Here is a 23,767-nt window from a genome sequence, read left to right as displayed (position 1 = left end):
CTCGTCCTCCCTTGCACGCCGTGCCCGCCGCCCTCAGGCGGCCGCCCCGAAATAGAGGCCGGCCAGAGTCGGGTTCGCCAGAAGCTCCGGGGCCGGCTGCTCGATCGCGACGCGCCCGAGCGACAGCACATAGGCCCGGTCGGAGACCGAGAGCGCCTGGACGGCGTTCTGCTCCACCATCAGGATCGTCATCCCGGTGCGCTCGCGGATGCGGACGATCTCGTCGAAGACCTCGTCCATCATCACCGGGGAGAGGCCCGCGGACGGCTCGTCGAGGAGCAGCACCGTGGGCCCAGCGATCAGCGCCCGGGCTACCGAAAGAAGCTGCCGCTCGCCGCCGGAGAGCGCGGAGGCCCGCCGGTCGCGCTTGCCGGCGAGGGCCGGATAGGTGTCCATCAGCGAGAAGAAGCGCGCCCACTGCTCGCGCGCCGGCAGGAGCCGCGCGCCGAGCATGATGTTCTCCGCTACGCTCATGGTGCGGAAGACGTTGTCCGTCTGCGGCACGAAGCCGATGCGGTGCTCGCGGATGCGCCGGTGCACGGGCACGGCCCCGACATCCTCGCCCTCGATGGCGATGCGCCCGGCGCGAGGCTCGACGAAGCCGCCGATCGCCTTCAGCAGGGTGGACTTGCCGCAGCCGTTCGGGCCGAGGATGGTGACGATCTCGCCCGCGAAGACGCGGAGGTCGATGCCGTGCAGGATGTCCGGGCCGTCGCCGTAGCCGGCCCGGAGCCCGGTCACCTCGATGATGGCGGAGGGGGCGCTCATGCCGCCTTCCGCGCGGCGCGCGCTCCCGCCCGGCCGAGATAGGCCTCCACCACGCGGGGATGGTCGGCAAGGTCGTCGGGCGCGCAATCGGCGATCAGCTCGCCCCGGTCGAGCACGACGCAGCGCGGGCAGAGGCCGCGGATGAAGGCCATGTCGTGCTCGACGACGACCAGCGTGACGCCCTGCGCGTTCGCGTCCCGCAGGAGCGCCATGATCTCCTGGCGCAGGTTCGGGTGGACGCCGGCCGTCGGCTCGTCGAGACAGAGAAGGCGGGGCCGGTTCGCGAGCGCCATGGCGATGGAGAGCAGCTTCTTCTGCCCGCCCGAGATGGCGCTGGCGGGCTGCTCCGCGACGGGCGTCAGGAGGAGGCGCTCGAGCAGGCCGTCGACGGCGAGCGCGGACGGGGCGCGCCGCCCGAGCAGCGCGTCCGCGAGACCGGAGCCGGACCGCTCCGCGGCGAGCATCACCTCGCGCACGCTCATCCGGGCGGGCATCCGCGGGAGCTGGAAGGTGCGCACGAGCCCGCGCCGGGAAATGGCGCCCGGGTCGAGGCTTTCGATGGCCCGGCCATCCAGCTCGATCCGTCCGGCATCCTTCGGCACGAAGCCCGTGACCGTGTCGAGCAGCGTGCTCTTGCCCGAGCCGTTCGGCCCGAGCAGGCCGACGATGCTGCCCACCGCGATGTCGAGGTCGATCCCGCCGAGGACGACATGGGCGCCGAAGGCCTTGCGCAGGCCCCGTATGGACAGGACCGGCTCAGGCACGGACGGAGCCGATCCGCTCGGGCAGGAGCCCCTGGGGCCGGAGCAGGAGGAACAGGAGAAGGCCGCCTCCGGTCAGCGTGAGCCGCGCTGCCGCCACATATTCGGAGGTCAGGCCGAGCGCATCCTTGGCGAAGGGGATGGAGGCGGAGAGGATCTGCAGCGCGACCGCGCCGAGCACCGCGCCGGAATGGTTGGCGAGCCCGCCGATGACGACCATCGCCCAGATGAAGAAGGTCTCCGAGGCGAAGAGCTGGTCCGGCCCGACGAAGGTGACGTAATGCGCGTAGAGGAAGCCGCAGAGCCCGGCCGGGACGCCGGATATCAGCATGACGCGCCGGCGCAGGCCCGCAAGGTCGTAGCCGAGGGAGGCTGCGAGCTGCGGCTCCTCCCGCAGGAGCCGCACCGCGAGGCCGAACTTGCTCTGCGTGACCCCCCGCAGGACGAGATAGGTCGCAAGAAGCGCGGCGGCCGCGAGCGCGAGCGTGCCCGGCAGGTCGAAGCCGAAGAGCTGCGGCAGGCCGCCGATGCCCTGCGCGCCGCCCGTCAGCCAGGTCTCGTTCGTCGCGACCGTCCGCAGGATCTCGGCGATGGAGAGCGTCGCGATGCCCCAGTAATCGGCCCCGAGGCTGCGTCCGAGCCGCGCGAAGACGAGGGCGAGAAGCGAGACGAGGGCGAGGCCGAGCAGCAGCCCGGCAAAGGGGCCGAATCCCCAGGAGAAGGCGAGCGCCGCCCCGTAGGCGCCGGCTCCGAACAGCGCGATCTGGCCGAAATTCGCCAGCCCCGCATAGCCGAGCTGCAGGTTGAGGCTGAGGGCGAGCAGCCCGTTCAGGGCGGCGATGATCGCGACGTGGAGGATGAAGTCAAACACGGCGCACCTCGTTCACGAAGAGGCCGTAGGGCCGGAACAGGAGCGCGAGGACCAGGATCGCGAAGGAGGTCGCCCCGATATAGTTGACCGGCAGGAACAGGAAGGCCTGCCCGAGCAGCGGCCCGAAATTGGTGCTGGCGGCGATCACCTCCGTCAGCGCGATCACGGCCGCGCCCAGGATCGCGCCGAGCGGGTTGCCGAGCCCGCCCAGGATCGCGGCCGCGAAGACCGGCAGGATGAGGTCGGGCCCCATGAGGATGTTGAGCTCGCCCTTCAGCGACAGGCAGATGCCGCCGAGAGCCGCGAGCACACCGCTCGCGAAGGTGATCACGCGGATCACGCCATGCGCATCGATCCCGGTCGCACGCGCGAGATCGGCATTAGCCGCGGTCGCCCGCATGCAGCGCCCGATATCGGTGAAGAAGAGGATGAGCGCGAAGCCCAGAAGGGCGGCGGAGGAGAGGCCCATCGACCAGAGCTGAAGCGCGGTCACGCGCGCCCCGAGGAGATCCTGCGGAGGGCTCAACGCGAAGGCGAAGCGCATCGAATCCGGTCCCGCCGTGACGAGAAGCACCGCGGTGACCAGCATTCCCACCGCGAGCGATCCGATCATCGCGATCGCGCTGCCCGAGCGAAGCAGCCGGTCGAACACCGTCGCGTTCAGGACCACGGCGAGGACGCCGACCGCGACCGTCGCCAGCGCGGCCGCGAGCCAGAAGGCGAGGCCGACCCTGGCCAGGACATAGGTCAGGAACGGCCCGATCGTCGCGTAGTAGACGGTCGCGATATTCGGAAAGCGCACCAGCGAATAGGCCGCGCTGAGGGCGACGGCGACGAGCGCGACGTCGCCGGTCCGGAGCACCAGGTCGAAGACGAGCTGGCTCATCGCGGGGCTCCGGGCGGCCTCGGCAGACCCTCGTCAGCGCGGCTCGTACCCGTTCTGGCCCATCTTCAAGGTCAGGTAGGGCTGCTCGCTGCGCTGGCGGCCGGCATCGAAGGTGATCGTCCCGGTCGCGCCTTCGTAGCCCTTGCCCAGCTCGATGAGCGCCTCCCGGAGCTTGGCCGGCTCGGCGCTCCCGGCCTTCCCGGCGGCCGCGGCCAAAAGCTTCAGGGCGTCGTAGCCATAGCCGCTGAACGAGGTCTTGAAGCTCATCCCGTACTTCTTCCTGTACGCCTCCTCATAGGCCTTGCCGTTCGGGCCGACGAAGTTCAGGTCCATGCCGTACTGGCCGACGACCGTCTCCCGCTGCGAATCCGCCGTGCACATGGAGAGATAGATCGCGTACCAGGGCGTCTTGTTGATGCCGAGCTCGAAGGCTTCGCGGTTCATCAGCGCCGCGTCCTTGCCGTAGGCCGAATAGACGAAGGCGTCGGGCTTCATCTGCGCGGCCTGCTGCAGCTCGCGCCGGTAGGTGGTCTGGCCTTCCGTATAGAGCAGGGTCGACATCACGGTCGCGCCGAGCTTCTCGAGCTCCTCCTTCACGCCGGAGGCCATGCCCTGCCCGTAGGCGTTGTTGGGGCCGACGATGACGATCTTCTTCCAGCCCTGCGCCACGACGTCCTTCGCGGCGAACTTGCTCGAGACTGCCTCGAGCCCGAGCACGCTGAACGAGGTCGCGCCGAGATCGCGGATGCGGTTGCTGGAGCTGCCGATATTCAGATGGATCTTGCCGGATTGCACCAGGTACTGGCCGATCGGGATGGTGATCCCGGACGAATACTCGCCGATGACGGCCGACACCGAGTCCACCGTGACGAGCTTCTTGGCGGCGTCGAGGGCGGAGGGAACGCGCCCGCCGGAATCCTCCACGATCAGCTTGACGGGCTTGCCCAGCACGCCGCCCGCGGCGTTGATCTCCTCCAGCGCGATCTCCATCCCGCGCCGCTGATCCTCGCCCTGCGTCGCGCTCGCCCCCGAGAGGGGAATGACCGCTCCGACGACCAGCTCCGCCTTGGCCGCGACATGCGTGGCCAGCAGCAGCCCCAAACCCAACACCAGTGAAGATCGCATGGTCAGGCTCCCGTGAGAAGCCAAGTGAATTCACTTGCCGCACAGAGCGCAAGCGGAATCATTCATCAGATGTTGCCTTTGCGGCAGGCGGGCTGCCGCCGTTCCGTCCGCCGGAGGCCGCCACCCTCTCCTCGCGCAAACGCGCCAGCCCGGCGCGCGTCACCTTGATGGCGTGCTCCGCGCTGATCGTGACGTGCTTCTCCATGAGGTCTCCGGCGCGGACGGCGTCGCGCTCCGCGAGGGCGGCCAGGATCATCCTGTGCTCGCCGAAGGTGTCGAGGCGGCGCGGCACCGTCTCGATATCGATGCGGCGGAAATACCGGATCAGGAGGTTGATGCCCTGGAGCGTCGCGACCAGGTGGCCGTTCCCCGTCATCCGGGCGATGGTCATGTGCAGGGCCTCGTCGGCGCCCGTCGCCCTCGCCGGATCGAGCGGGGAGAGCGCCGCCGCGTCGCGGTCCCAGGCGGCCGCGGCGGCCGCGATCTCGTCGTCGCTCGCGCGCTGGCAGGCGAGCCGGACCGCCGAACGCTCCACCGCGGCGCGAAGCTCGTAGAGATCGCGGACGTCGTCCGGATCGATCTCCCGGACGAAGAAGCCGCGATTGGGGCGCAGGGTCATGAAGCCGTCCCGCACCAGCCTGTTGAGCGCGGCCCGGACCGGCGTGCGGGACACGCTGAGCTGCTGCGCCAGTTCGACCTCGTTGATGCGCTGCCCCGGCACGATCAGGAAATCGGCGGCAAGCCGCTGGACCTCGGCATAGACGCGATCGACGCTGTCGGCCCTGCGGGCTACGCTCCGGCTCGGCCGCGCCTTCGCCTCGGAGGCCGCAATTCGTCGCTTCATTCACATCCGACCCGACAGAGATCGCGACCTTAAACGAAGCGCCCGGACGATTCATTGCGCCGGCGCGCCCGGTACGCCTTCGCGCACATGCGGCGCTCTGCCCGCGCCTTCGGACCGTCCGGCCTGTCTTCCCCAGCGACCCGGGCATACCGTCGGACGGATCAGCCGGGCCTGTAATTCCGGCCCTTGACCAGCCGCTTCGGCGTATAGGCCAGCACGGCCTCGCCCTTCTGGTTGAGGACGGTGTTGCGCGTGCGCACGAAGCCGCGCCCCGGCTTTCCGGTCGGACGCGATTCCAGCACCTCGCAGAGGAGATGGATCGTGTCGCCCGCGAAGGTGGGCCCGAGCACATCCAGCTCGGCGCCCAGGAAGGCGAGCCCGGTCCCCTGCACGACGGACTGCATCAGGAGGCCCTCGGCGAAGCTGTAGACCAGCGCGCCCGGCACCAGCCTCCGTCCGGCGAAGAGCGACTGCTCGCGGAGGTACTCGGTGTTCGTGAACAGCACCTCGGTCATGCCGGTCACGCCGACGAAGAGCGTGATGTCGGCCTCGGTGATCGTGCGCCCGATCGTCCTGAACCGGAACCCGGGCGGCGTATCCTCCCAGGTCAGCCCGAGCCCGAGGACCGGCGCCTCGCCGTCGTCATGCCTGTCGCTCACGCGCCGCTTCCTCCTCCCCGCGCATGCCGCTCGATGGCGCGGCCGAGCGCGGCGGCGACCTCGCCGATCCGCTTCTCCATCCGGAACATCGGCCCGGCGACCACGACCGCCAGCCTGCGTTCCGGGAGACCCAGCGGCATGGCCACGCCCGCCAGATCGGCGCTGAAATCGGCATAGCTCACGCAGTAGCCGCGCTCGATCGAGCGCCGGAGCTCCGCCTCCACCATCTCGATGCTGATCGGCGTCTTCGGCCCGTACTGCTTGAACTCGATCTTGCGGTAGAGTGCCATGCGCTCCTCGACCGTGTATTGGAGCAGGAGGGCGCGCCCGGTCGAGCTGGCATGGATCGGGATGCGATGCCCGACCTGCGCGAAATAGCGGACGAAGGCCTTCGACTCGACCACGTCGAGGAACACCGCCCGCGTCCCGGCAGCTCCGCCGATCGCGACCGTCTCGCCGGTATCGGCGGCGAGCTCCGTCAGGATGAGCTTCGTCCAGGGCGGCAGCGGCTCGGCATTCGCCACGATCTGCGCCTGGGCGAGCCAGCGCGGGGTCGGATAGTAGCCGGCGCGGGGCTTGGGCTCGTAGAGATAGCCGCGATCCGCCAGCGTCGTGAGCAGGTTGAAGGTGCTCGAGCGCGGCCAGCCGAAATGGTCGGCGATCTCCGACAAGGTCGCCGGCCGGCGCTCCCGGGCGAAGAATTCCAGGAGGTCGAGGACATTCGCCGCCTGGCGGACGATCATGGGCGCCTCGCCGCTCCCGCCCGCCCCGGCCGGCGCGGCTTCACGGCCGGCCCGCCGCGGCCAGGATCTTCTCGGCCGCGCGCAGATGCGGCTTGTCGATCATCCGGCCGTCGATACGCACGACGCCGAGCCCGGCATCGCCCGCGAAGGCCGCCACGATCCGGCGCGCCCAGGCGACCTCCTCCTCGCCCGGCGTGAAGGCGGCGTTCACGGCCTCGACATGCTTCGGATGGATCACGGCCTTGGCGGAGAACCCGTCCCGCCGTGCCGCGCGGGCCTCCTCGGCGAGTCCTTCCAGGTCCTCGATGTCGGTATAGACCGTGTCGATCGCCGCGACCCCGGCCGCGGCCGCACCCATGAGGCACAGGTCGCGCGCGAGCCGGTAGGGCGAGTGATAGGTCCTGCCGGCCCGGTTGCCCGTCGCCCCGAGCGACGCGGAGAGGTCTTCCGCGCCCCACATCAGGCCGGCGAGACGCCCGGTCACGCCCGCATAGCCGCCGAGGCCGAAGACCGAGGCGGCCGTCTCGGTCGCGATGGCGACGATGCGTGTCGTCCCGACCTGGATGCCGGAGGCGGCCTCGATGCCGTCGAGCCAGAGCGACACCTGCCGCAGATGCTCGGCCGATTCGCATTTCGGCAGGACGATGCCGTCCGGGCGGCAAGGCGATATCGCGGCGATATCCGCAAGAGTGCGGCGCGTGTCGAGCGCATTGACGCGGACATAGAGAAGCTGCGCGCCGCGCTCGGCGGAGAGCATCTCCCGGACGATCGCGCGCGCCTCGTCCTTGCGATCCGGCGCGACCGAATCTTCCAGGTCGAGGATGAGCGCATCCGCCGCGCCCTGCCGCGCCTTGTCGAATTTGCGCGCGCTGTCGCCGGGCACGAAAAGAAGAGAGCGCATCAGGCGGCCGCCTGCTTCTTCATCATGGCCATCCGCTTGCAGGTGGCCACGACCTCGTCGTCCTGGTTCAGGCAGGTATGCATGAATTCGACCAGGCCGACATCGGGCCGCGACTTCGATTCGCGCTTGGACAGGACCTTCGTCACGGTGCGCAGCGTGTCGCCGTGGAAGACGGGCTTGGGGAAGTTGACATCGCTCATTCCGAGATTGGCGACCGTCGTTCCCAGGGTCGTGTCATAGACCGTCATGCCGATCATGATGCCGAGCGTATAGAGCGAATTGAATATCCGCTGGCCGAATTCGGTCTTCGCCGAGAAATGCGCGTCGATATGCAGCGGCTGCGGGTTCATCGTGAGCAGGCTGAACATCGTGTTGTCCATCTCGGTCACCGTGCGGGTGAGCGGGTGCCTGAATTCCTGCCCGACCTCGAATTGTTCGTAGTACAGACCAGCCATCGTCATTCCTCTCGATCTTCGCCTGATGCGGTCCGGATGCCGATCGTCCCGCTCACCAGAAGCTCCGCGATCCGGTCCGGGCCGATGCCCCAGTCGCGCAGCGCGGCCGCCGTGCTTGCGCCCGCAGGTTCGGGAGGCGTCGGCGGGTCCGAAGGCGTGCCGAGAAAGCGCGGCGCCGGACCCGGCTGAACGACCCCGTCCACGGTCACGAAGCTCCCTCGCGCCGCATTGTGCGCGTGGCTCGGCGCCTCGGCCATCGAGAGGACCGGCGCGACGCAGGCATCCGTCCCTTCGAGCCGCGCGCACCACTCGGCGCGCGTCTTCTCGCGGAAGCGGGCCGCCAGCATGGCCTTTGCCCGCGGCCAGGACGCGCTGTCGCCGACATCCGGCAGAGACTCGGGACCGATCCCGATCGTCTTCAGCAGGACGTCCCGGAACTTGCCCTCGATGGGCGCCACGGACAGGAAAAGCCCGTCGGCGCATTCGTAGACCTCGTAATGGGGGGCTGCGGAATCGAGCAGGTTCGCGCCCCGCTCGTCCGCATGCAGGCCCGCCGCGCGCATGCCGTAGAACATGGTCATCAGGCTCGCCGCGCCCTCCACCATCGCGGCATCGACCACCTGGCCCCTGCCCGTCTCGCGCGCATGCAGGAGCGCGGCCATGAGGCCGAAGGCGAGATAGAGCGCGCCTCCGCCGAAATCGCCGACCAGGTTGAGCGGCGGGGTGGGCGGAGCACCGGCGCGGCCGGTCGCATGCAGGGCGCCGGAGAGCGCGATGTAGTTGAGATCATGGCCCGCCGCATGGGCGAGCGGACCCGTCTGGCCCCAGCCCGTCACGCGCCCGTAGACGAGCGGCGGCTTCGCGGCGAGGCACACATCCGGCCCGAGGCCGAGGCGCTCCATCGTGCCCGGCCGGAAACCTTCGATCAGCGCATCCGCCTCCCGGACGAGATCGAGCACCAGGGCGACGCCGTCCGGATGCTTGAGATCGACCGCGACCGAACGCCGGCTCCGCGCGAGCAGGTCGAAGCGGACCGGCTTGTCGATCCCGAGACCGCTCGGACTCGGCCGGTCGATCCGGACCACGTCCGCCCCCGCATCGGCGAGCAGCATGGCGCACATCGGGGCGGGCCCGATCCCGGCCATCTCCACGACCTTGAGCCCGGCGAGCGGACCCTGCCGCCTCCCCGATCCGGTCTCACGCGGCATGGCGCCCCTCCCTGTCCCGCCAGGCTCGCGCAAGCTCCTCCCGGAAGGCGGGCGCCGCAATCCCGATCATGCGGGTCACGCGCTCCGACAACGTGGCGCCCCGCAGATCCGCCACGCCGTGTTCGGTCACGACGAGGTCTGCGTCGCTCCGCGGCAGGGTGACGGTCTCGAGCCGCGGGACGATGCGGCTGGCCTGCCCGCCGCGCGCCGTGGCGGGAAGCGCGATGATCGACCGCCCGCCCTCGCCCGCGAGCGCGCCGCGGACGAAGTCGAGCTGGCCGCCGACCGCGCCGACATAGCTCCCGCCCGCCACCTCCGCATTCACCTGTCCGGTGAGATCCACCTCGACGGCCGAGTTGATGGCCCGGAAGGTGGGGATGGCCGCGATGGTGCGGTGATCGTGTGTGTGCGCGGCGCGCCGCACCTCGACGTCCGGGTTGTCGTGCACGTGCCGGAACAGGCGGGCCGTGCCGAGCACCGTATTCGTCACCGTGATCCCGCGATCGCAGGGCTTGCGGGCATTCGTGACCGCGCCCGCCTCGATGAGGTCGACGCACACGTCGCCGATCACGCCCGAATGGATGCCGAGGTCGCGATGGCCTCTCAGGCCGGACAGCGCCGCGACCGGCGTGGCTCCGACGCCGAACTGCAGGCAGGCCCCGTCCGGGATCAGCCCGGCGACGTGGCGGGCGATGCGCCCCTCCGCCTCGCCGAACCGGGCGGGCTGAAGTTCCTGGGGCGGACCGTCGGCGGCCACGAGGATGTCGGGCTCCCTGCCCTCCCAGCCGGCGCCACGGGTCCAGGGCGCGTCCGGATTGACCTCGGCGATCACCGCGCGCGCATGCCGGGCGGCCGCGGCGACGTAGTCGTTGGCGAGCGAGAGGCTCCAGCCGGAGCGTCCGGCCGGCGGCGGCGCGAGCTGGAGCAGGACCACGTCTGCCCGCAACTCGCCCGACGCGAAGGCACCCTCGATGCGGCTATAGTGCCAGGGCAGGATGTCGAGCCGCCCGGCCCGCGACAGCGCGGCGCTCGTGCCGACCGCGCCATAGGCCCGGAACGCGATACCGCCCGTCAGCTCCGGCGCGAAGGTGCCGGAGAGGCAGACGCCGAGAAAGCAGGTGAACGGGCCGATCGCGTCCTTCTGTGCCACCAGCCGACGCGTCAGGGTCAGCGGCTCGGCCGTACCCTGACCGCACAGGATCACATCGCCCGGCCGCACGAGCCCGGTGAAGTCGAGGTCCTGGCGTGACAGGATCACAGGACGCGTCCTGGAGCCGAGCTCAGTATGATTTCGGGAGACCGAGCACGCGCTCGGCGATGAAGCAGAGCACGAGCTGCGGGCTGATCGGCGCGATCCGGGGAACCATCACTTCGCGCAGGTAGCGCTCGACATGGTACTCCTTGGCATAGCCGAAGCCGCCATGCGTCATGACGGCCTGCTGGCAGGCGTTGAACCCGGCCTCGCCGGCCAGATATTTCGCGGCATTCGCGGCCGCGCCGCAGGGCAGGCCTTTGTCGTATTGCCAGGCCGCGGACATGATCATCAGCCAGGCGGCCTCGAGCTCCATCCAGTTCACGGCGAGCGGGTGCTGGATCGCCTGGTTCTGGCCGATCGGCCGGTTGAAGACGATGCGCTCCTTCGCATAGGCCGTCGCCCGCGACAATGCGAGGCGGCCGAGCCCGACGGCTTCGGCCGCGATCAGCACCCGCTCCGGGTTCATCCCGTGCAGGATGTACTCGAAGCCCCGCCCCTCCTCGCCGATCCGGTCCTCCTCCGGGATCTCGAAATCCTCGATGAAGAGCTCGTTCGAGTCGACGGCCTTGCGGCCCATCTTCTCGATCTCGTGCACCTTGATCCGGCTGCGGTCGAAATCCGTGTAGAACAGCGTCAGGCCCTGGGTAGGCTTCCTGGCCTCTTCCAGCGGGGTCGTGCGGGCGAGGAGCAGGATCTTGTGGGCGACCTGGGCGGTCGAGATCCAGACCTTCTGCCCGTTCACGACGTAGCGGTCGCCGCGCCTCACCGCGCGGGTCTTGAGCTGCGTCGTGTTGAGTCCCGTATTCGGCTCGGTGACCGCGAAACAGGCCTTCTCCCGGCCCTGCACCATCGGCGGCAGCATGCGCCGCTTCTGCTCCTCGGTGCCGAAGACCACGACCGGGTTCAGGCCGAAGACGTTGATGTGGACGGCGGAGGCGCCCGACATGCCGGCGCCCGATTCCGCGATCGTGCGCATCATGATGGCGGCTTCCGTGACCCCGAGGCCCGACCCGCCATATTCCTCCGGCACGCAGATGCCGAGCCAGCCGCCCTCGGCCATCGCGTCGTAGAAGTCGGTCGGGAAGCCTCCTTCCTGGTCGCGGCGATGCCAATACGCGTCGTCGAAGCGGGCGCAGATCGCGCCGACGGCTTCCTGGATGGCCTCCTGTTCGGGCGCGAGCGCGAAATCCATCAGACGGCTTCCTCCTGCCTGTCACTCATCTCTTCGGGAACGGTCCCGCCCTCCCGGACGGCCCCGCCGGCCACGAGCGCCGCGATCTCCCGGTCGGGGAAGCCCGCCTCCGCCAGGACCTCGCGGCTGTGCTCTCCGAGCCTCGGCGCGGGGCGCCCTGCCCTCGGCTGGGTTCGCGACCAGCGGGACGGCACGCGCATCGAGACGACGGGCCCCTCTGCCGGATGCTCGGCGGCCTCGAAGAACCCGACCGCTTTCAGATGCGGATCGTCCTGGATGGTGGCGAGCGTGTGCATGGGCATGTTCGGGATGTCGGCGCGCTCCAGCACGTCGCGCCATTCGGCGGTCGTGCGCGTGCGGAAGATCCGGCCGGCCTCGCCGTAGACCTCGTCGATATGGCGCAAGCGCGCCTTGAGGTTCCTGAACCGCGGATCCTCGATCAGGTCGGGGCTGCCGACGGCCGCGAAGAAGCTGCGCCACTGCTTGTCGGTGTAGATCAGGACGCAGATATGCCCGTCCGCGGTCTGGTACGGCCGGCGATGGCGGGACATCAGGCGGGCGTAGCCGCCCGCGTCGAGCGGCGGCCGGTAGGTCAGCCCTCCGAGATGGTCGCCGAGCACGAAGCCCGTCATCGTCTCGAACATCGGGACCTCGATCTCCTGCCCCTCCCCCGTGCGCTGGCGATGGAACAGGGCGGCGAGGATCGCCTGAACGGCGAAGAGGCCGACGACCCGATCGGCGATGTTCACCGGGACGTAGCGGGGCGTGCCGTCGGATGCGGCGGCGACCAGCGCGGGAACCCCGGAGGCGCCCTGGATCAGGTCGTCATAGGCCGGCCTCGCCGCGTAGGGGCCCTCCTGGCCGAAGCCCACGAGGCCGACGAAGACGATGTCCGGCCGGACCGCCCGGACGCTGCCGTAATCCAGCCCCAGTCGGGCCAGCGCCTTGGGCCGCATGTTGAAGATCATGACATCCGCGGTCGCGGCCAGCCGGAGAAGCGCGTCGCGGCCTTCCGGCCGCTTCAGGTCGATGACGATGCTTCGCTTGCTCCTGTTCGTGTGCAGGAACATCCCGCCCATCTTCGGGCCGCGCCCGGGCCCGATCTCCCGGACGATGTCTCCCTCGGGCGGCTCGACCTTGATCACGTCCGCCCCAAGATCTCCCAATTGCAGGGTCGCAAAGGGCCCCATCAGGACTGAGGTGAGGTCCAGGACGCGGATTCCGGCGAGAGGTCCGGGCGGAATTTCGTTCATAGTGATGAACAACTGTTTCAACCTTCGACGAGTGTCAACCTAAGCTCCCCTTCTGCAACGCAGCATAACCTGCTGCATTGCAAGATCTTCCCAATCGGTTCTCACACCGCTTGACGCATCTATTCACCCATATGTACGTTTTGTTCAGACCGAGCCGCAATGCCCGGCCAAGCAAGCGCACCGGAGGAATCCCATGTCGAAGCGGTATCCCGGCCTCGTTCCGCTCTGCGCGGCGCTGGGCCTGATGACGGCAGGGCCTGCGGCGGCGGCTGACCCGATCAAGCTCCGGGTCGCGGATTCATTCCCGAGCGGCCACTACCTGACGAAGCTGATCATCCAGCCCTGGATGGCCGAGGTCACCAAGCGCACCAACGGCGCCGTGACCTTCGAGTACTTCCCGAGCCAGCAGCTCGGGAAGGCCGCCGACATGCTGACGCTGACCCAGACCGGCGTCACGAATATCGGCTATGTCGCGCCCGCCTACGTGTCGGAGAAGATGCCGCATTCGGAGGCGGCCATGCTTCCCGGAAGCTTCGAGACGAGCTGCCAGGGCACGATGGCCTACTGGAAGGTGGCGCGCGAGGGCACGATCGCGGCGCAGGATTACGCGCCGAACAAGATCCGGCTGCTGGTGGCGGTCGCGCTTCCGCCCTACCAGATCCTCACCGTGAAGAACCCGGTGAAGACGGAACAGGATATCCGCGGGCTCAAGCTGCGCACCACGGGGGGCGCGCAGGACCTCACGGTCCGGACGATCGGCGCCGTGCCGGTGCGCATGGCCGCCCCGGACACCTACGAGTCGCTCTCCCGAGGGACGCTGGACGGGGTGGTGTTCCCGCTCGACAGCGTCGTTTCCTATAACGTCGAGAAGATCGTGCGCTACTCGACCGAGGGAGCGAACTTCTCGAGCTTCATCGTCGCCTATTCGATCAGCGACGCCTCGTGGAACGCGCTTCCGGCGGACGTGAGGAAGGTCATCCAGGACGTCTCGCAGGAGATCGTACCCGTCGCTTGCGCGGCGGTGGACCGCCAGGAAGCAGAGACCAAGCAGAAGCTCGTCGAGGCCGGGGTTCAGTTCACGCCCGTGTCGCCGGAGTTCCGCAGCAAGCTGGACGAGATGCTGAAGGACGTCGCGAGCAAATGGGCGCAGGGCCTGGACGGACGCGGCCGGAAGGGAAGCGCCGTGCTTGCCGAATTCCGCAAGGCGGTCGCCGAGCAGCCCGCGAAATAGGCGCCGACCCACCCTGAACCCATACAGGCCATAGGCCGGTCCGGCCCCGGAGCATCCACGTGAAAGCCCTCCATAGCGTGTTGCGGCTCGTCGAACAGGCCGCGACCTGGATCGCTGCCGCCTTCATGTTCGCGATCATGGTGATCGTCGCGGCCGACGTATTCATGCGCTACGTCTTCAACAGCCCCTTCGGCTGGGCCTACGACCTGATCTCGCTCTACCTCATGGCGGCGGTCTTCTTCCTGGTCCTGTCGCACGCCTATCTGGCCGGGGCGCATGTCAGCGTCGACATCCTGCAGCAGACGCTCCCGCCGAAGCCGTTCCGGGTGACGGAGCTGGTCACGACCGCCGTCAGCTTCGCCGTCTTCGTCCTGATCGCCTGGGTCGGCTGGCACCGCATGGCGGACGCCTTCGAGCAGGGCGACGTTCTGGCCGGGGCGATCCCCTGGCCGACCTGGCCGGCGCTGGCCCTCGTTCCCTTCGGCTGCGGCCTGCTGGCGGTCCGTCTTGCCATCGACTTCGCCGGCCATCTCGGCTCGCTCCTCACGGGCCGCGACCTGATCCCGCTGCGGCGCGGCGCCCATCACGGGCAGGAGTCGTTCGAATGAGCGTCGCTGTCGGTCTCGGTGCGCTCTTCGTCCTGCTTGCGATCGGAACGCCTGTCGGCTTCGCGATGGCTGTATCCGGCGTCGTCGGGCTCTACATGGTCGGCGGCATGCCGATGGTGTCGGGCATCCTGCAGACCGCGCCGCTCTCGACGGTCAGCTCCTACGAGCTCATCACCATCCCGATGTTCCTCCTCATGGCGGAGCTCGTCCTGCTGAGCGGCGTCGCGGACGACCTGTTCCGCGCCACCGCCGCCTGGATGGGCCGGGTGCGCGGCGGTCTCGCGATGGCGACCGCACTCGCAGGGGCCGGCTTCGGGGCGATCTGCGGGACGAGCACGGCTTCGGCCGCGACGCTCTCGTCGACCAGCCTGCCCGCGATGCTGAAGCAGGGCTACGAACCCAAGATGGCCGCCGGCGTCGTCGCCATCTCGGGCACGCTCGCGATGCTCATCCCGCCCAGCGTCGCGCTCGTCATCTACGGCCTTCTCGCCGAGGTGAATATCGGCGGCCTCCTGATCGGCGGGATCATCCCGGGAATCCTCGTCACCCTCACCATCATGGCGACCGTCTGGTTCCTGGTCTGGCAGGACCCGAGCCGTGCGCCCGAAGCCGGGCCCGTCTCCTGGGCCGAGAAGTTCCGCATGCTGCGGGTCGTCGCCCCGATGGTGATCCTGTTCGGGATGGTGACGGGCGTGATCTATACGGGGGTCGCGACGCCGACCGAGGCCTCGGCTCTCGGCGCCGCGGGCGCTTTCGGCATCGCGTGCTGGTACGGAAAGGTGAACCGCGCCACGCTGCCGAGAACGCTGCTCCGCGCCGCCCATGGCAGCTGCATGATCGCCATGATCCTGCTCGGGGCGCACATCTTCGGCTATTTCTTCACTCTCACGCAGGTCACGCAAAACCTCGTGGCCTGGGTCGGCGCGCTGGAGGTGTCACGCTGGCTGATCATGGCCGTCATCCTGTTCGGCTACATCATCCTGGGCATGTTCATGGACCAGATCGCGATCCTGGTCCTGACCGTGCCGATCGTGGTGCCGCTCATCAAGACGCTCGGCTTCGACCCGCTCTGGTTCGGTATCGTGAAGATCGTGACGGCCGAGATCGGCATGATTACCCCGCCTATCGGCCTGAACTGCTTCGTGGTGGCGCGCTATTCCGGGAGGCCGGTCGGCGAAGTGTTCCACGGCTCGCTGCCGCACTTCATCGCGCATCTGGTCGCGATCGCGATCCTCACCGCCTTTCCGGACATCATCCTCTGGCTCCCGTCCAAGATGATGGTGCATTGAGGCCGCCAGCGCTCGTACCCGATGAACGTCTTCACCTGCCTCGACCGCGCCGCGGCCCGCTTCGGCGACCGGCCCGGATTGTTCTCGGGAACGGAGCCCGTCGCGAGCTTCGCCGAGATCCGCCGCCGCGCGCTCGGCATCGCGGGCGGGCTGCGCCGCCGCTGGCCGCAGGGCTCGCGCTTCGCCCTCGCCAGCGAAAACCGGCCCGAATATGTCGAGCTCCTCTTCGGGATCTGGGCCGCCGGCTGCGCTGCCGTGCCGGTGAACGCCAAGCTGCACCCGAAGGAGATCCGGGCCGTCCTGGAGGACGCGGAGGTCGCGGCGCTCTTTGCCTCCCCCAAGCTCGCCAGGGCCCTCGCGGCGGAGGGAGGCGCGCCGGCAGCCGCCATCGTGATCTCGGAGGCGGATTACGCCGAGCTTCTCGCCGCCGAACCTCTCGCATGCGCCAGCGTGGCGCCGCAGGACCTCGCCTGGCTGTTCTACACGAGCGGCACCACGGGACGCTCCAAGGGCGCGATGCTGTCGCATCGCAGCCTCATGGCGATGACGCTCTCGCATCTGGCGGACCTCGACGATCCGGACGAGACCACCTGCCTCATCCATGGCGCTCCGATGAGCCACGGCTCGGGGCTCTACATCCTGCCCTATCTCTCCCGCGGGGCCGCGCAGGTGGTTCCGGCCTCGTCCTCCTTCGAGCCCGACGAGTTCCTGGACCTCTGCGACGTCCACCGGGGCTGCGCCGCCTTCCTGGCGCCGACCATGGTCCAGCGTATCCGCCGGGCGGCAGAAGAGCGGGGGCGGAGCCCGAGGCACCTGCGCTCCGTCGTCTATGGCGGGGGGCCGATGTATGTCGAGGAGCTGAAGAAGGCCCGAGCCGTGTTCGGCGAGGTCTTCGCCCAGCTCTACGGCCAGGGCGAGGCGCCCATGACCATCACGGGCCTGAGCCGGCGCGAGCATGCCGGCGCGTCCGACGCCGTCCTCGGCTCGGTCGGCTGGGCGAGGAGCGGCGTCGAGGTGCGGGTCGCCGGCCCGGACGGCAGGACGCTGCCGCCCGGCGAGGTCGGCGAGGTCGTCTGCCGCGGCGACATCCTCATGTCCGGCTATTGGCGCAACCCGGAAGCGACGGCGCAGACGATCCACGACGGCTGGCTGTTCACCGGCGATGTCGGATCCATGGACGAGACCGGCTGCCTGACGCTGCGCGACCGCTCCAAGGACGTCGTCATCAGCGGAGGCACGAACATCTATCCGCGCGAGGTGGAGGAGGCGCTCCTCACCCATCCCGATGTCGAGGAGGTCTGCGTGGTCGGCGCCCCGGATCCGGAATGGGGCGAGGTCGTCGTGGCCTTCGTGGTGCCGCGCACGGGAGCCTCGCTCACCCACGAGGCGCTCGACGCGCATTGCCTCGCGCGGATCGCCCGGTTCAAGCGGCCGAAGAGCTACCGCTGGGTCGAGACGCTGCCGAAGAACAGCTACGGCAAGGTGCTCAAGCGCGACCTGCGGCTCCGGCTCGGCTGAGGCGCCTACGCATTCGGGATGCGGCTGCGCCCGTAATACCCGAAGCGGCGTTTCGCCTCCGCCATCTCGTCCGGGCCGAGCAGGACCGGATCCCCCGCCTGACATGCCAGGATGTACTGGCGGGCCAGCATCTCGAGCGTGAGCGCTCCCTTCGTGGCCGCCGCGAGCGTCGGTCCGCAGCAGATCATGCCATGATTGGCGAGAAGGCAGGCCGTGCGCTCGCGCAGGGCCTCGGCCGCGAGCCGGCCCAGCTCCGGCGAGCCGAAATGCGCATAGGGCGTGCAGGGCACGTCCTCGCCCCCGAACAGCGCGACCATGTAGTGGAAGGCCGGCAACGGCCGGCGCAGACACGAGAGCGCCGTGCAGGCATCGCTATGCGTATGGACGATGGCCGCGATGTCCGGCCGCGCCGCGTAGATGGCCGCATGCATGGCCCATTCGCTCGTCGGCACGCCCGGGCCGTCGACGTCGCCGGCCATCGTCATCGGCACGAGTTCCTCCTCCCGGACGGACGCATCGGCGCCGGTCGGGGTGACCACCATCATGTCCCCTGCCCTGACGCTCAGATTGCCGGCGCTCAGCGGCAGCAGGCCCTCTCCGGCGAGCCGGCGATAGGCGGCGACGAGCCCGGTCCGGGCGCTGGTGAGATCGGTCGCGGTCACCGGACATCCTCCCGGCCGAGGCTTCGCACCGCCTTCGAGCCCTGTCCATGCCCGAGAGCCGCGCCGATGCGAGCGAAAGTTGTGGTTTCCGTGCCGGGCCGCTTCTCGGCCGCGGCCGACTCATGGTGAGTTCCGGCCATGCGCTATCGGCTGGGCATGAAGGACGATGGCTGGCTCGTGGTCGACACGGAGCGGCGACGGGTCGCCCATTTCGGCGGCCTCAAGCTCGAGGGGCTCTCCCCCGAGGAGGCGCATGTGATGCTCGGCCTGGCCGAGGCCTACGACCGTGGGCTCGCCTCCGAGGATGACACCGGGTCAGGGGCGATCTCCGGCCGGTCGGCCGGAGGCGCGGGCGTGCCTCAGATGAACTGAACTCCGAGGCTGTCCTCGTTGCGCCAGACCAGCTTGGCGCGGCGCCGCAGCTTGCGGGCGGGGATCACCACCTCGAACTCGCTCGGCAGCATGCGGTCGCGCGGCAGGTCGAGCTTGGCGCCGCTCGTGGAGACGTTCATGGTCCGGCAGGGCAGCGACTTGTCCTTGGAGATGACGATCGTCGCCGGGACGCGCACCGGAACGCGTTCCGCCTGCCTGCGCTCGCGCCCCGAATCGCGGTGGGACTTGGCTCGAAACAGTCCGAACATGCGGCCTCGTGCGGTGTCGGGCCATCCTGGCGGAAAGCCGCTTAAGGTCTCTTCACGCCGATTGCCTCAATGCAAGCGATCCCGCATCTTCGCCGTCGTGTCGGAGACCCTCCCTTGCGGCGCGCCGATTTCCTTCTGTTGTCGCTCTGCCTCGCCGCGCCGGTGCCCGCCGCGGAGATCGAGACCGCGCATACCCTGCACGCGCGGCGCCCGCAGGCCTTCGCGGCCTACCAGGCCGTGCTACCGAAAGGCTTCGAGGCGGATCCCTGGATCCGGATCCTGGACGGCGTCTCGGAACCGGTGCAGATCGTCCAGCGGAGCGGGAAGGCCTATGTGATCGGCTTCTCCTGCAAGCCGCATGATTGCGGGCAGAACGCCCTCGCCTTCATGGCCGCCCTCGACGGCTCCCGCGCCGTGGTCGTGGTCAAGTCGGACGAGCGCACGGAGGGCCGGGTCGAGGTCTATGGCCGCTCGACGGCCGAGGAGCGCCGCCTGCTGAAGGAGATCCTGTCCATCCCGCGCTGAGCTGCGGGCGCGAAAACCTCGCTTAAACCAGTTCGAGGCACTCTCCCTCGGTGCCCGAGCCCCGCAGAAAAGCCCCGCATCCCCGCCGAGAGCCCGCCCCGATGCCGCCCGGCACGGGCTGGCGCTCCTGGATCGAGCCGCTGCGGCCCGACCTGTCGCGGCGCGGCATCGCCCGCCTGGCCGGGCGGGCGACCATCGCGGGTCTCGTCATCGCGATCATGGCCGCGCTCGCCGACTGGAGCGCCCGCGGCTTCCTCGACCGCGGGGGGCTCGACCGGCTCGTCTCCATGAAGCCGCCCGTCCAGCCCGAGGGAAGGATCGCGCTCAAGCCGGACCGCGCGCTCGACCGGGGCCGGCTGAAGGCGATCCTGGCGGCCGACCGGCCGCGCTGACGCGGACCTCGAGGAGCCTGCGCCATGCCGGCCCACGAACAGGTGGCGCAGCTCGAGGAGGAGATCGAGAGCCTCGCCGAGCGCATCGAAGACTGCCGCAAGCTGTCGCTCCTTGCCAGGGCCATGATCGCGGGCGGCCTTGCGCTCCTCGCCGTCCTGGTCACGGGCCTCGCCGGCGCCTCCCCCGCGCTCCTCGTCCTCGCGGTCGCGGCGGCCCTCGGCGGCATCGTGCTCCTGGGCTCGAACCGCACGAGCCTGGAGCGCCTGCGCGAGCGGCTCGCCGCCTGCGAGAGCCGCCGGGCCGAGATCATCGCCAGGCTCGATCTCCGGCCGGTCTTCCCGCCCGGGGAGACGAGGGAGGACAGGGGCTGAGGCGGCCTCCGTCGCCGGGCCCGGCCGCCTCCCTCTCCGGCTCGACGCCGAGCGTTTCGGCCACCTGCTCCACCTGGCGCCGGGGCAGGATCTTCATGGCCAGTATGAAGGCGGACAGCCCGAGGCAGATCGCGTTCGGCACGATCAGCGGCCATTGCCGCAGCGTCGCGCCGTAGGCCGTCCAGAGCGCGAAGCCGATCACCGTGATCAGGTACATGCGCTTGGAGATCGCCTCCGTGTCCCGGGTCCGGATGACGCGCCAGGCCTGGGGGGCGAAGCTGGCCGTCGAGCAGACGGCGGCCGCGATCCCGAGCATGGTCGAAAGCTCCAAGACATTCCCCCCGGCTCGCGGCCTCTGCCGGGCCGAGGCCCGCGCAGGCCGGCAACGCGCCGCGCCGGATCTTGCTCCGCGGCGCACGAGCAGCAGGAACGTCCGGTAATGACCTATGCCTCGCCCGCGGCGATGCGGGCGAGCCTCGGGCGGTCCCGCACCAGGACGCGCTCGCGGCCACTCGCCACGATGCCCTCGCGCGCCCAGGCGGTCAGGATCCGGCTGACCGTGAAGAGCGTCGTTCCGACGAGCTCGCCGAGATCCTGCCGCGTCATGCGCAGCTCGACGGCCTGCTCCTCGGGCGTATCGCGGGAGCCGACCAGCCGCAGCAGTTCCGCCGCGAGGCGCTTGCGCACCGGATCGGCCCCGAAGCCCAGCTCCCGCCGGGCCATCTCCTCCAGCTGTCCGCTCACGACGACCAGGGCGTTCACCGCGAGCCGGGGATGGCGCTCCATGAGGCTCATGAACTGATCGCGGGGCCAGCTATGGACCTCGCACGGCTCCGCCGCCGACACGCTCGCCGGGTAGGCGAAGTTGCGGAACACCGCCGCGCAGCCGATCAGCTCGCCGGCTCCCATGAAGCGCAGGGTGGCCTGCCGCCCGTCATCGGTTACGCGAGACACCTTCGCGCGTCCCCGATTGAGCAGCATCAGCTGCCCGGGAGGATCGCCCTGCCGCACGAGGAGCGAACCCTCGCCGACCCGCAGGAGGGAGGCGCGTGCCAGGATGAGCGCCACCGCCTCGGGTTCGAGGTCCGAAAAGAGACGGGAAGCCGCCGCGTGACGGCCAATGCCTGTGCTCATTCAAACACTTCCGGTGAGATGAGCCTCCGTCATCCGACACCTTCAGGTTCGCTTCTTTGACGTCGATCAAAGACGCGACGGTCCGGCGCATGCTGACCTGCCCGCCATCCCGGTGTTGCTGGAGACGAGTTTGGAAGCCGACACCCCGCCCGCGGATCGCGAAGACCCCGCCGAGCAGGCCGCCCTGCAGCGGGCGCTGCGCGACTCGCCCCGAGGAGCGCTGGCCGTCGCCGGGGTCGCGGTCGGCTCTCTCCTGCTCGCCTGGCTCCTGATCTACGCCTTCGTGTTCCTTCCCCGCGGCATGGTGGGCTGAGCCGTGGCCTCGACCGAGCGGGAGATCCTGAGGACCGAGATCGGCTGGGCGATCGTCGTGGCCGGCGTCGTCGGCGTGATCATGGTCGCGATCGTCTATGCCGGCCTCGCGATGCACATCAATCCACCAAGCAACATCGAGCATATCGACCCCAAGACGCTCCACCTCACGGGCGAGTTCACCGAGCCCAATCTCGGCACGAAGGTGGAGGCGAACGGGCAGGTGACGGTGCGCATGGTCGCGACGCAGTTCGCCTTCGTGCCGCAATGCCTCGTCGTCCCGGAGGGGAAGCCGGTCACGCTGCGCTTCTCCACGCCGGACGTGCTCCACGGCATCCTGGTCACGGGCACGAACGTGAACACGATGATCGTCCCGGGCTACGTCTCCCAGGTGCATACGGTGTTCCGGAAGACCGGCGACCTCCTGATGCCGTGCCACGAATATTGCGGGCTGGGGCACAGCCAGATGTGGGCGACGGTGCGGGTCGTGCCCGAAGCGGAGTTCAGGCCGGGAGCGGATGGAAAGGTGAGCTGTGACGCACGCTAGGCGCCTGACCCTCGCCCATATGTGGCTCGCCTTCGCGGCGTTCGGGGTCGCGGTGGTTCTGGGCGTCTGGCAGATGTGGGCGAGGAGCCCTATCCCGGCGCCGCTGCACACTCCCGACAACTACTTCCTGGCGGTGACGGCGCATGGCGTGTCGATGGCCTATGTGCTGCCGACCTTCGTCGTGATGGGCTTTGGCTATTTCGTGGCCGAGACGGCGCTCCGCCGCCCCCTGCCGTTCCCGGCCTGGGGCTGGGCCGGCTTCTGGCTCGGCGTCGCCGGTTCCGTGCTGGCGGCGGCGACCATCTTCGCCGGCCGCGCCTCGGTGCTCTACACCTTCTATCCGCCGCTCACGGCGACGCCCTTCTTCTATATCGGGCTCGTTCTCGTCGTGGTCGGGTCGTGGGTGTGGTGCGCGCTCATGATCATCGCCATGGCGCAATGGAAGGGGGAGAATCCGGGCAAGCCGGTTCCGCTCGCCATGTTCGCCACGGTCGCGAACGCGGTGATGTGGCTCTGGACGACGGTCGGGGTCGCGGCCGAGCTCCTGTTCCAGGTCATCCCCGCCGCCTTCGGCTGGGTCGACACCCTCGATGTCGGGCTGTCGCGGACGCTCTTCTCCTGGACGCTGCACGCCATCGTCTATTTCTGGCTCATCCCCTCCTACATCGCCTTCTACACGATGGCCCCGCAGGCGGCCGGAGGGCGGCTCTACTCGGACACGATGGGCCGGCTCACCTTCATCCTGTTCCTGATCTACAGCCTGCCGGTCGGGATGCACCACCTGTTCATGGACCCGGAGCAATCGACCGGGTTCAAGTTCCTGCAGATGACGCTGACGGCGCTCGTCGCCGCCCCGACGCTCCTCACCGTGTTCACGATCACGGCCTCGATGGAGGTTGCCGGGCGCATGCGCGGCGGCACGGGTCTCTTCGGCTGGATCAAGGCCCTGCCCTGGGACCGCCCGATGGTGCTCACGACAGGCCTCGCCTTCTTCATGCTCTGGTTCGGCGGCGGTGGCGGCCTGATCAACATGAGCTACGGCATGAACGCGATGGTGCACAATACCTCGTGGGTGACCGCGCATTTCCACCTGATCTTCGGCGGCACCGTCGTGATCATGTACTTCGCCATCGCGTACGCGATCTGGCCGACGCTCACCGGCCGGGCCTTCGCGTCGAACCGGCCCCTGCGGCTCCAGCTCTGGCTGTGGTTCGTCGGCATGATGGTGATGACGCTGCCCTGGCACTATCTCGGCCTGCAGGGGCAGTGGCGGCGCGTCTCCGAGTTCAACTACGCCGATCCGAACATCGCGGGCTGGGGCCCCTGGGTCGTCGTCTCCCTCCTCGGCGGGCTCGTGCTTCTCGTCAGCGGCCTGATGTTCCTGTGGAACCTCTTCGGGCTGCACCGGGCGCCGCTTGCCGCCCGGCTGCCCGACATCCGCTACGCGCTCGCCGTGCACCCGCCCGTGCGGGTGCCGGCCGCGCTCAACGGCTTCCGCATGTGGAATGTGGTGGTGGCCGCCCTGATGCTTCTCGCCTACGGCTTCCCCATCGCGCAGTTCTTCCTGAACAGCCCGCCGGAGGCCATCGTCCACCGCACGGTCGCGGGGAACTGA

At 69.4% G+C, this 23,767-nt stretch carries 29 protein-coding genes; 11 read left to right on the top strand and 18 right to left on the bottom strand.

What is annotated here, in order from left to right; genetic code table 11:
- Nucleotides 1–33: 33 nt before the first annotated feature.
- The 14 genes from HJG44_RS10365 to HJG44_RS10300 all read right to left on the bottom strand — a co-directional run bounded on the left by HJG44_RS10365 (nucleotide 34) and on the right by HJG44_RS10300 (nucleotide 12,921).
- Nucleotides 34–768 carry an ABC transporter ATP-binding protein gene (locus HJG44_RS10365; RefSeq protein WP_210261054.1) on the bottom strand — a complete coding sequence of 245 codons (735 nt, stop codon included), beginning with the start codon at nucleotides 766–768 and terminating at the stop codon, nucleotides 34–36.
- Nucleotides 765–1,532 (bottom strand): ATP-binding cassette domain-containing protein, encoded by a 768-nt coding sequence (locus HJG44_RS10360; RefSeq protein ID WP_171218310.1) that lies wholly within the window; start codon nucleotides 1,530–1,532, stop codon nucleotides 765–767. The genes HJG44_RS10365 and HJG44_RS10360 overlap by 4 nt, the downstream gene beginning before the upstream one ends.
- Nucleotides 1,525–2,400 carry an ABC transporter permease subunit gene (locus HJG44_RS10355; protein ID WP_171218309.1) on the bottom strand — a complete coding sequence of 292 codons (876 nt, stop codon included), beginning with the start codon at nucleotides 2,398–2,400 and terminating at the stop codon, nucleotides 1,525–1,527. Before HJG44_RS10355 ends, HJG44_RS10360 begins: the two co-directional genes overlap by 8 nt.
- On the bottom strand, nucleotides 2,393–3,286 hold the full coding sequence (locus HJG44_RS10350) for a branched-chain amino acid ABC transporter permease (protein WP_171218308.1): 894 nt from the start codon (nucleotides 3,284–3,286) through the stop codon (nucleotides 2,393–2,395). Before HJG44_RS10350 ends, HJG44_RS10355 begins: the two co-directional genes overlap by 8 nt.
- A 33-nt stretch (nucleotides 3,287–3,319) precedes the next feature.
- Nucleotides 3,320–4,411 carry an ABC transporter substrate-binding protein gene (locus HJG44_RS10345; RefSeq protein ID WP_171218307.1) on the bottom strand — a complete coding sequence of 364 codons (1,092 nt, stop codon included), beginning with the start codon at nucleotides 4,409–4,411 and terminating at the stop codon, nucleotides 3,320–3,322.
- 58 nt (nucleotides 4,412–4,469) lie between these two features.
- Nucleotides 4,470–5,255, bottom strand: coding sequence for a GntR family transcriptional regulator (locus tag HJG44_RS10340; protein WP_171218306.1), 786 nt, complete (start codon nucleotides 5,253–5,255; stop codon nucleotides 4,470–4,472).
- 161 nt (nucleotides 5,256–5,416) lie between these two features.
- Complete coding sequence (locus HJG44_RS10335; RefSeq protein ID WP_171218305.1) at nucleotides 5,417–5,914, bottom strand: hotdog family protein; 498 nt, start codon at nucleotides 5,912–5,914, stop codon at nucleotides 5,417–5,419.
- A complete protein-coding gene (locus tag HJG44_RS10330) occupies nucleotides 5,911–6,657 on the bottom strand; it encodes an IclR family transcriptional regulator (protein ID WP_171218304.1) in 747 nt (248 codons plus the stop codon). Before HJG44_RS10330 ends, HJG44_RS10335 begins: the two co-directional genes overlap by 4 nt.
- A gap of 40 nt (nucleotides 6,658–6,697) precedes the next feature.
- Nucleotides 6,698–7,558 (bottom strand): HpcH/HpaI aldolase/citrate lyase family protein, encoded by an 861-nt coding sequence (locus HJG44_RS10325; RefSeq protein WP_171218303.1) that lies wholly within the window; start codon nucleotides 7,556–7,558, stop codon nucleotides 6,698–6,700.
- Complete coding sequence (locus HJG44_RS10320) at nucleotides 7,558–8,013, bottom strand: MaoC family dehydratase (RefSeq protein WP_171218302.1); 456 nt, start codon at nucleotides 8,011–8,013, stop codon at nucleotides 7,558–7,560. The genes HJG44_RS10325 and HJG44_RS10320 overlap by 1 nt, the downstream gene beginning before the upstream one ends.
- A gap of 2 nt (nucleotides 8,014–8,015) precedes the next feature.
- Nucleotides 8,016–9,221: a CaiB/BaiF CoA transferase family protein gene (locus HJG44_RS10315; protein WP_171218301.1), complete on the bottom strand. Its 1,206-nt coding sequence runs from the start codon at nucleotides 9,219–9,221 to the stop codon at nucleotides 8,016–8,018.
- Nucleotides 9,211–10,479, bottom strand: coding sequence for an acetyl-CoA hydrolase/transferase family protein (locus HJG44_RS10310; protein WP_346767140.1), 1,269 nt, complete (start codon nucleotides 10,477–10,479; stop codon nucleotides 9,211–9,213). The genes HJG44_RS10315 and HJG44_RS10310 overlap by 11 nt, the downstream gene beginning before the upstream one ends.
- Before the next feature lie 22 nt (nucleotides 10,480–10,501).
- The gene (locus tag HJG44_RS10305; RefSeq protein WP_171218300.1) at nucleotides 10,502–11,668 is read right to left on the bottom strand and encodes an acyl-CoA dehydrogenase family protein; all 1,167 of its coding nucleotides are present in this window, start codon (nucleotides 11,666–11,668) and stop codon (nucleotides 10,502–10,504) included.
- Complete coding sequence (locus HJG44_RS10300) at nucleotides 11,668–12,921, bottom strand: CaiB/BaiF CoA transferase family protein (RefSeq protein ID WP_171218299.1); 1,254 nt, start codon at nucleotides 12,919–12,921, stop codon at nucleotides 11,668–11,670. The genes HJG44_RS10305 and HJG44_RS10300 overlap by 1 nt, the downstream gene beginning before the upstream one ends.
- Nucleotides 12,922–13,114: 193 nt before the next feature.
- Here HJG44_RS10300 and HJG44_RS10295 point away from each other — a divergent pair, with 193 nt between their 5' ends.
- The 4 genes from HJG44_RS10295 to HJG44_RS10280 are packed head-to-tail and all read left to right on the top strand — an operon-like array spanning nucleotide 13,115 to nucleotide 17,567.
- Nucleotides 13,115–14,152, top strand: a complete 1,038-nt coding sequence (locus tag HJG44_RS10295; RefSeq protein WP_246736177.1) for a TRAP transporter substrate-binding protein — start codon at nucleotides 13,115–13,117, stop codon at nucleotides 14,150–14,152.
- A 59-nt stretch (nucleotides 14,153–14,211) separates the two neighbouring features.
- On the top strand, nucleotides 14,212–14,760 hold the full coding sequence (locus HJG44_RS10290; RefSeq protein ID WP_346767139.1) for a TRAP transporter small permease: 549 nt from the start codon (nucleotides 14,212–14,214) through the stop codon (nucleotides 14,758–14,760).
- Nucleotides 14,757–16,049, top strand: coding sequence for a TRAP transporter large permease (locus tag HJG44_RS10285; protein ID WP_171218298.1), 1,293 nt, complete (start codon nucleotides 14,757–14,759; stop codon nucleotides 16,047–16,049). Before HJG44_RS10290 ends, HJG44_RS10285 begins: the two co-directional genes overlap by 4 nt.
- A gap of 21 nt (nucleotides 16,050–16,070) precedes the next feature.
- The gene (locus HJG44_RS10280) at nucleotides 16,071–17,567 is read left to right on the top strand and encodes an AMP-binding protein (RefSeq protein WP_171218297.1); all 1,497 of its coding nucleotides are present in this window, start codon (nucleotides 16,071–16,073) and stop codon (nucleotides 17,565–17,567) included.
- 5 nt (nucleotides 17,568–17,572) lie between these two features.
- On the opposite strand, the gene HJG44_RS10275 is transcribed toward HJG44_RS10280, so the two are convergent.
- Complete coding sequence (locus HJG44_RS10275; protein WP_171218296.1) at nucleotides 17,573–18,229, bottom strand: class II aldolase/adducin family protein; 657 nt, start codon at nucleotides 18,227–18,229, stop codon at nucleotides 17,573–17,575.
- Between the two features lie 138 nt (nucleotides 18,230–18,367).
- Here HJG44_RS10275 and HJG44_RS10270 point away from each other — a divergent pair, with 138 nt between their 5' ends.
- Nucleotides 18,368–18,601 (top strand): hypothetical protein, encoded by a 234-nt coding sequence (locus tag HJG44_RS10270; protein WP_171218295.1) that lies wholly within the window; start codon nucleotides 18,368–18,370, stop codon nucleotides 18,599–18,601.
- Here HJG44_RS10270 and HJG44_RS10265 read toward each other — a convergent pair.
- Complete coding sequence (locus tag HJG44_RS10265) at nucleotides 18,589–18,870, bottom strand: PilZ domain-containing protein (protein WP_171218294.1); 282 nt, start codon at nucleotides 18,868–18,870, stop codon at nucleotides 18,589–18,591. The genes HJG44_RS10270 and HJG44_RS10265 overlap by 13 nt on opposite strands.
- A gap of 114 nt (nucleotides 18,871–18,984) precedes the next feature.
- Here HJG44_RS10265 and HJG44_RS10260 point away from each other — a divergent pair, with 114 nt between their 5' ends.
- From HJG44_RS10260 to HJG44_RS10250, 3 genes are all read left to right on the top strand, one after another.
- Nucleotides 18,985–19,395 carry an Ivy family c-type lysozyme inhibitor gene (locus tag HJG44_RS10260; RefSeq protein WP_171218293.1) on the top strand — a complete coding sequence of 137 codons (411 nt, stop codon included), beginning with the start codon at nucleotides 18,985–18,987 and terminating at the stop codon, nucleotides 19,393–19,395.
- 101 nt (nucleotides 19,396–19,496) lie between these two features.
- On the top strand, nucleotides 19,497–19,787 hold the full coding sequence (locus tag HJG44_RS10255; RefSeq protein ID WP_171218292.1) for a hypothetical protein: 291 nt from the start codon (nucleotides 19,497–19,499) through the stop codon (nucleotides 19,785–19,787).
- Nucleotides 19,788–19,811: 24 nt separating this feature from the next.
- Nucleotides 19,812–20,159 (top strand): hypothetical protein, encoded by a 348-nt coding sequence (locus tag HJG44_RS10250; protein ID WP_171218291.1) that lies wholly within the window; start codon nucleotides 19,812–19,814, stop codon nucleotides 20,157–20,159.
- Here HJG44_RS10250 and HJG44_RS10245 read toward each other — a convergent pair.
- Nucleotides 20,095–20,475: a SemiSWEET family sugar transporter gene (locus tag HJG44_RS10245; RefSeq protein WP_246736176.1), complete on the bottom strand. Its 381-nt coding sequence runs from the start codon at nucleotides 20,473–20,475 to the stop codon at nucleotides 20,095–20,097. The two genes, HJG44_RS10250 and HJG44_RS10245, sit on opposite strands and share 65 nt — an antisense overlap.
- A gap of 128 nt (nucleotides 20,476–20,603) precedes the next feature.
- Nucleotides 20,604–21,293 (bottom strand): Crp/Fnr family transcriptional regulator, encoded by a 690-nt coding sequence (locus tag HJG44_RS10240; RefSeq protein ID WP_171218289.1) that lies wholly within the window; start codon nucleotides 21,291–21,293, stop codon nucleotides 20,604–20,606.
- Nucleotides 21,294–21,423: 130 nt separating this feature from the next.
- Here HJG44_RS10240 and HJG44_RS10235 point away from each other — a divergent pair, with 130 nt between their 5' ends.
- Genes HJG44_RS10235 through HJG44_RS10225 form a run of 3 tightly spaced genes read left to right on the top strand, consistent with a single transcriptional unit; the run spans nucleotide 21,424 to nucleotide 23,767 of the window.
- Complete coding sequence (locus tag HJG44_RS10235) at nucleotides 21,424–21,606, top strand: hypothetical protein (protein WP_246736175.1); 183 nt, start codon at nucleotides 21,424–21,426, stop codon at nucleotides 21,604–21,606.
- Nucleotides 21,607–21,609: 3 nt separating this feature from the next.
- Entirely contained in the window at nucleotides 21,610–22,152 is a 543-nt protein-coding gene (locus HJG44_RS10230) for a cupredoxin domain-containing protein (protein WP_346767138.1), read from the top strand.
- Nucleotides 22,139–23,767, top strand: a complete 1,629-nt coding sequence (locus tag HJG44_RS10225) for a cbb3-type cytochrome c oxidase subunit I (RefSeq protein WP_171218288.1) — start codon at nucleotides 22,139–22,141, stop codon at nucleotides 23,765–23,767. The genes HJG44_RS10230 and HJG44_RS10225 overlap by 14 nt, the downstream gene beginning before the upstream one ends.

Source organism: Enterovirga aerilata (assembly GCF_013044135.1).
Lineage (GTDB): Bacteria > Pseudomonadota > Alphaproteobacteria > Rhizobiales > Beijerinckiaceae > Enterovirga > Enterovirga aerilata.
The sequence above is the reverse complement of the archived record's forward strand: the minus strand, read 5'-3'. Positions and strand labels throughout refer to the sequence as shown.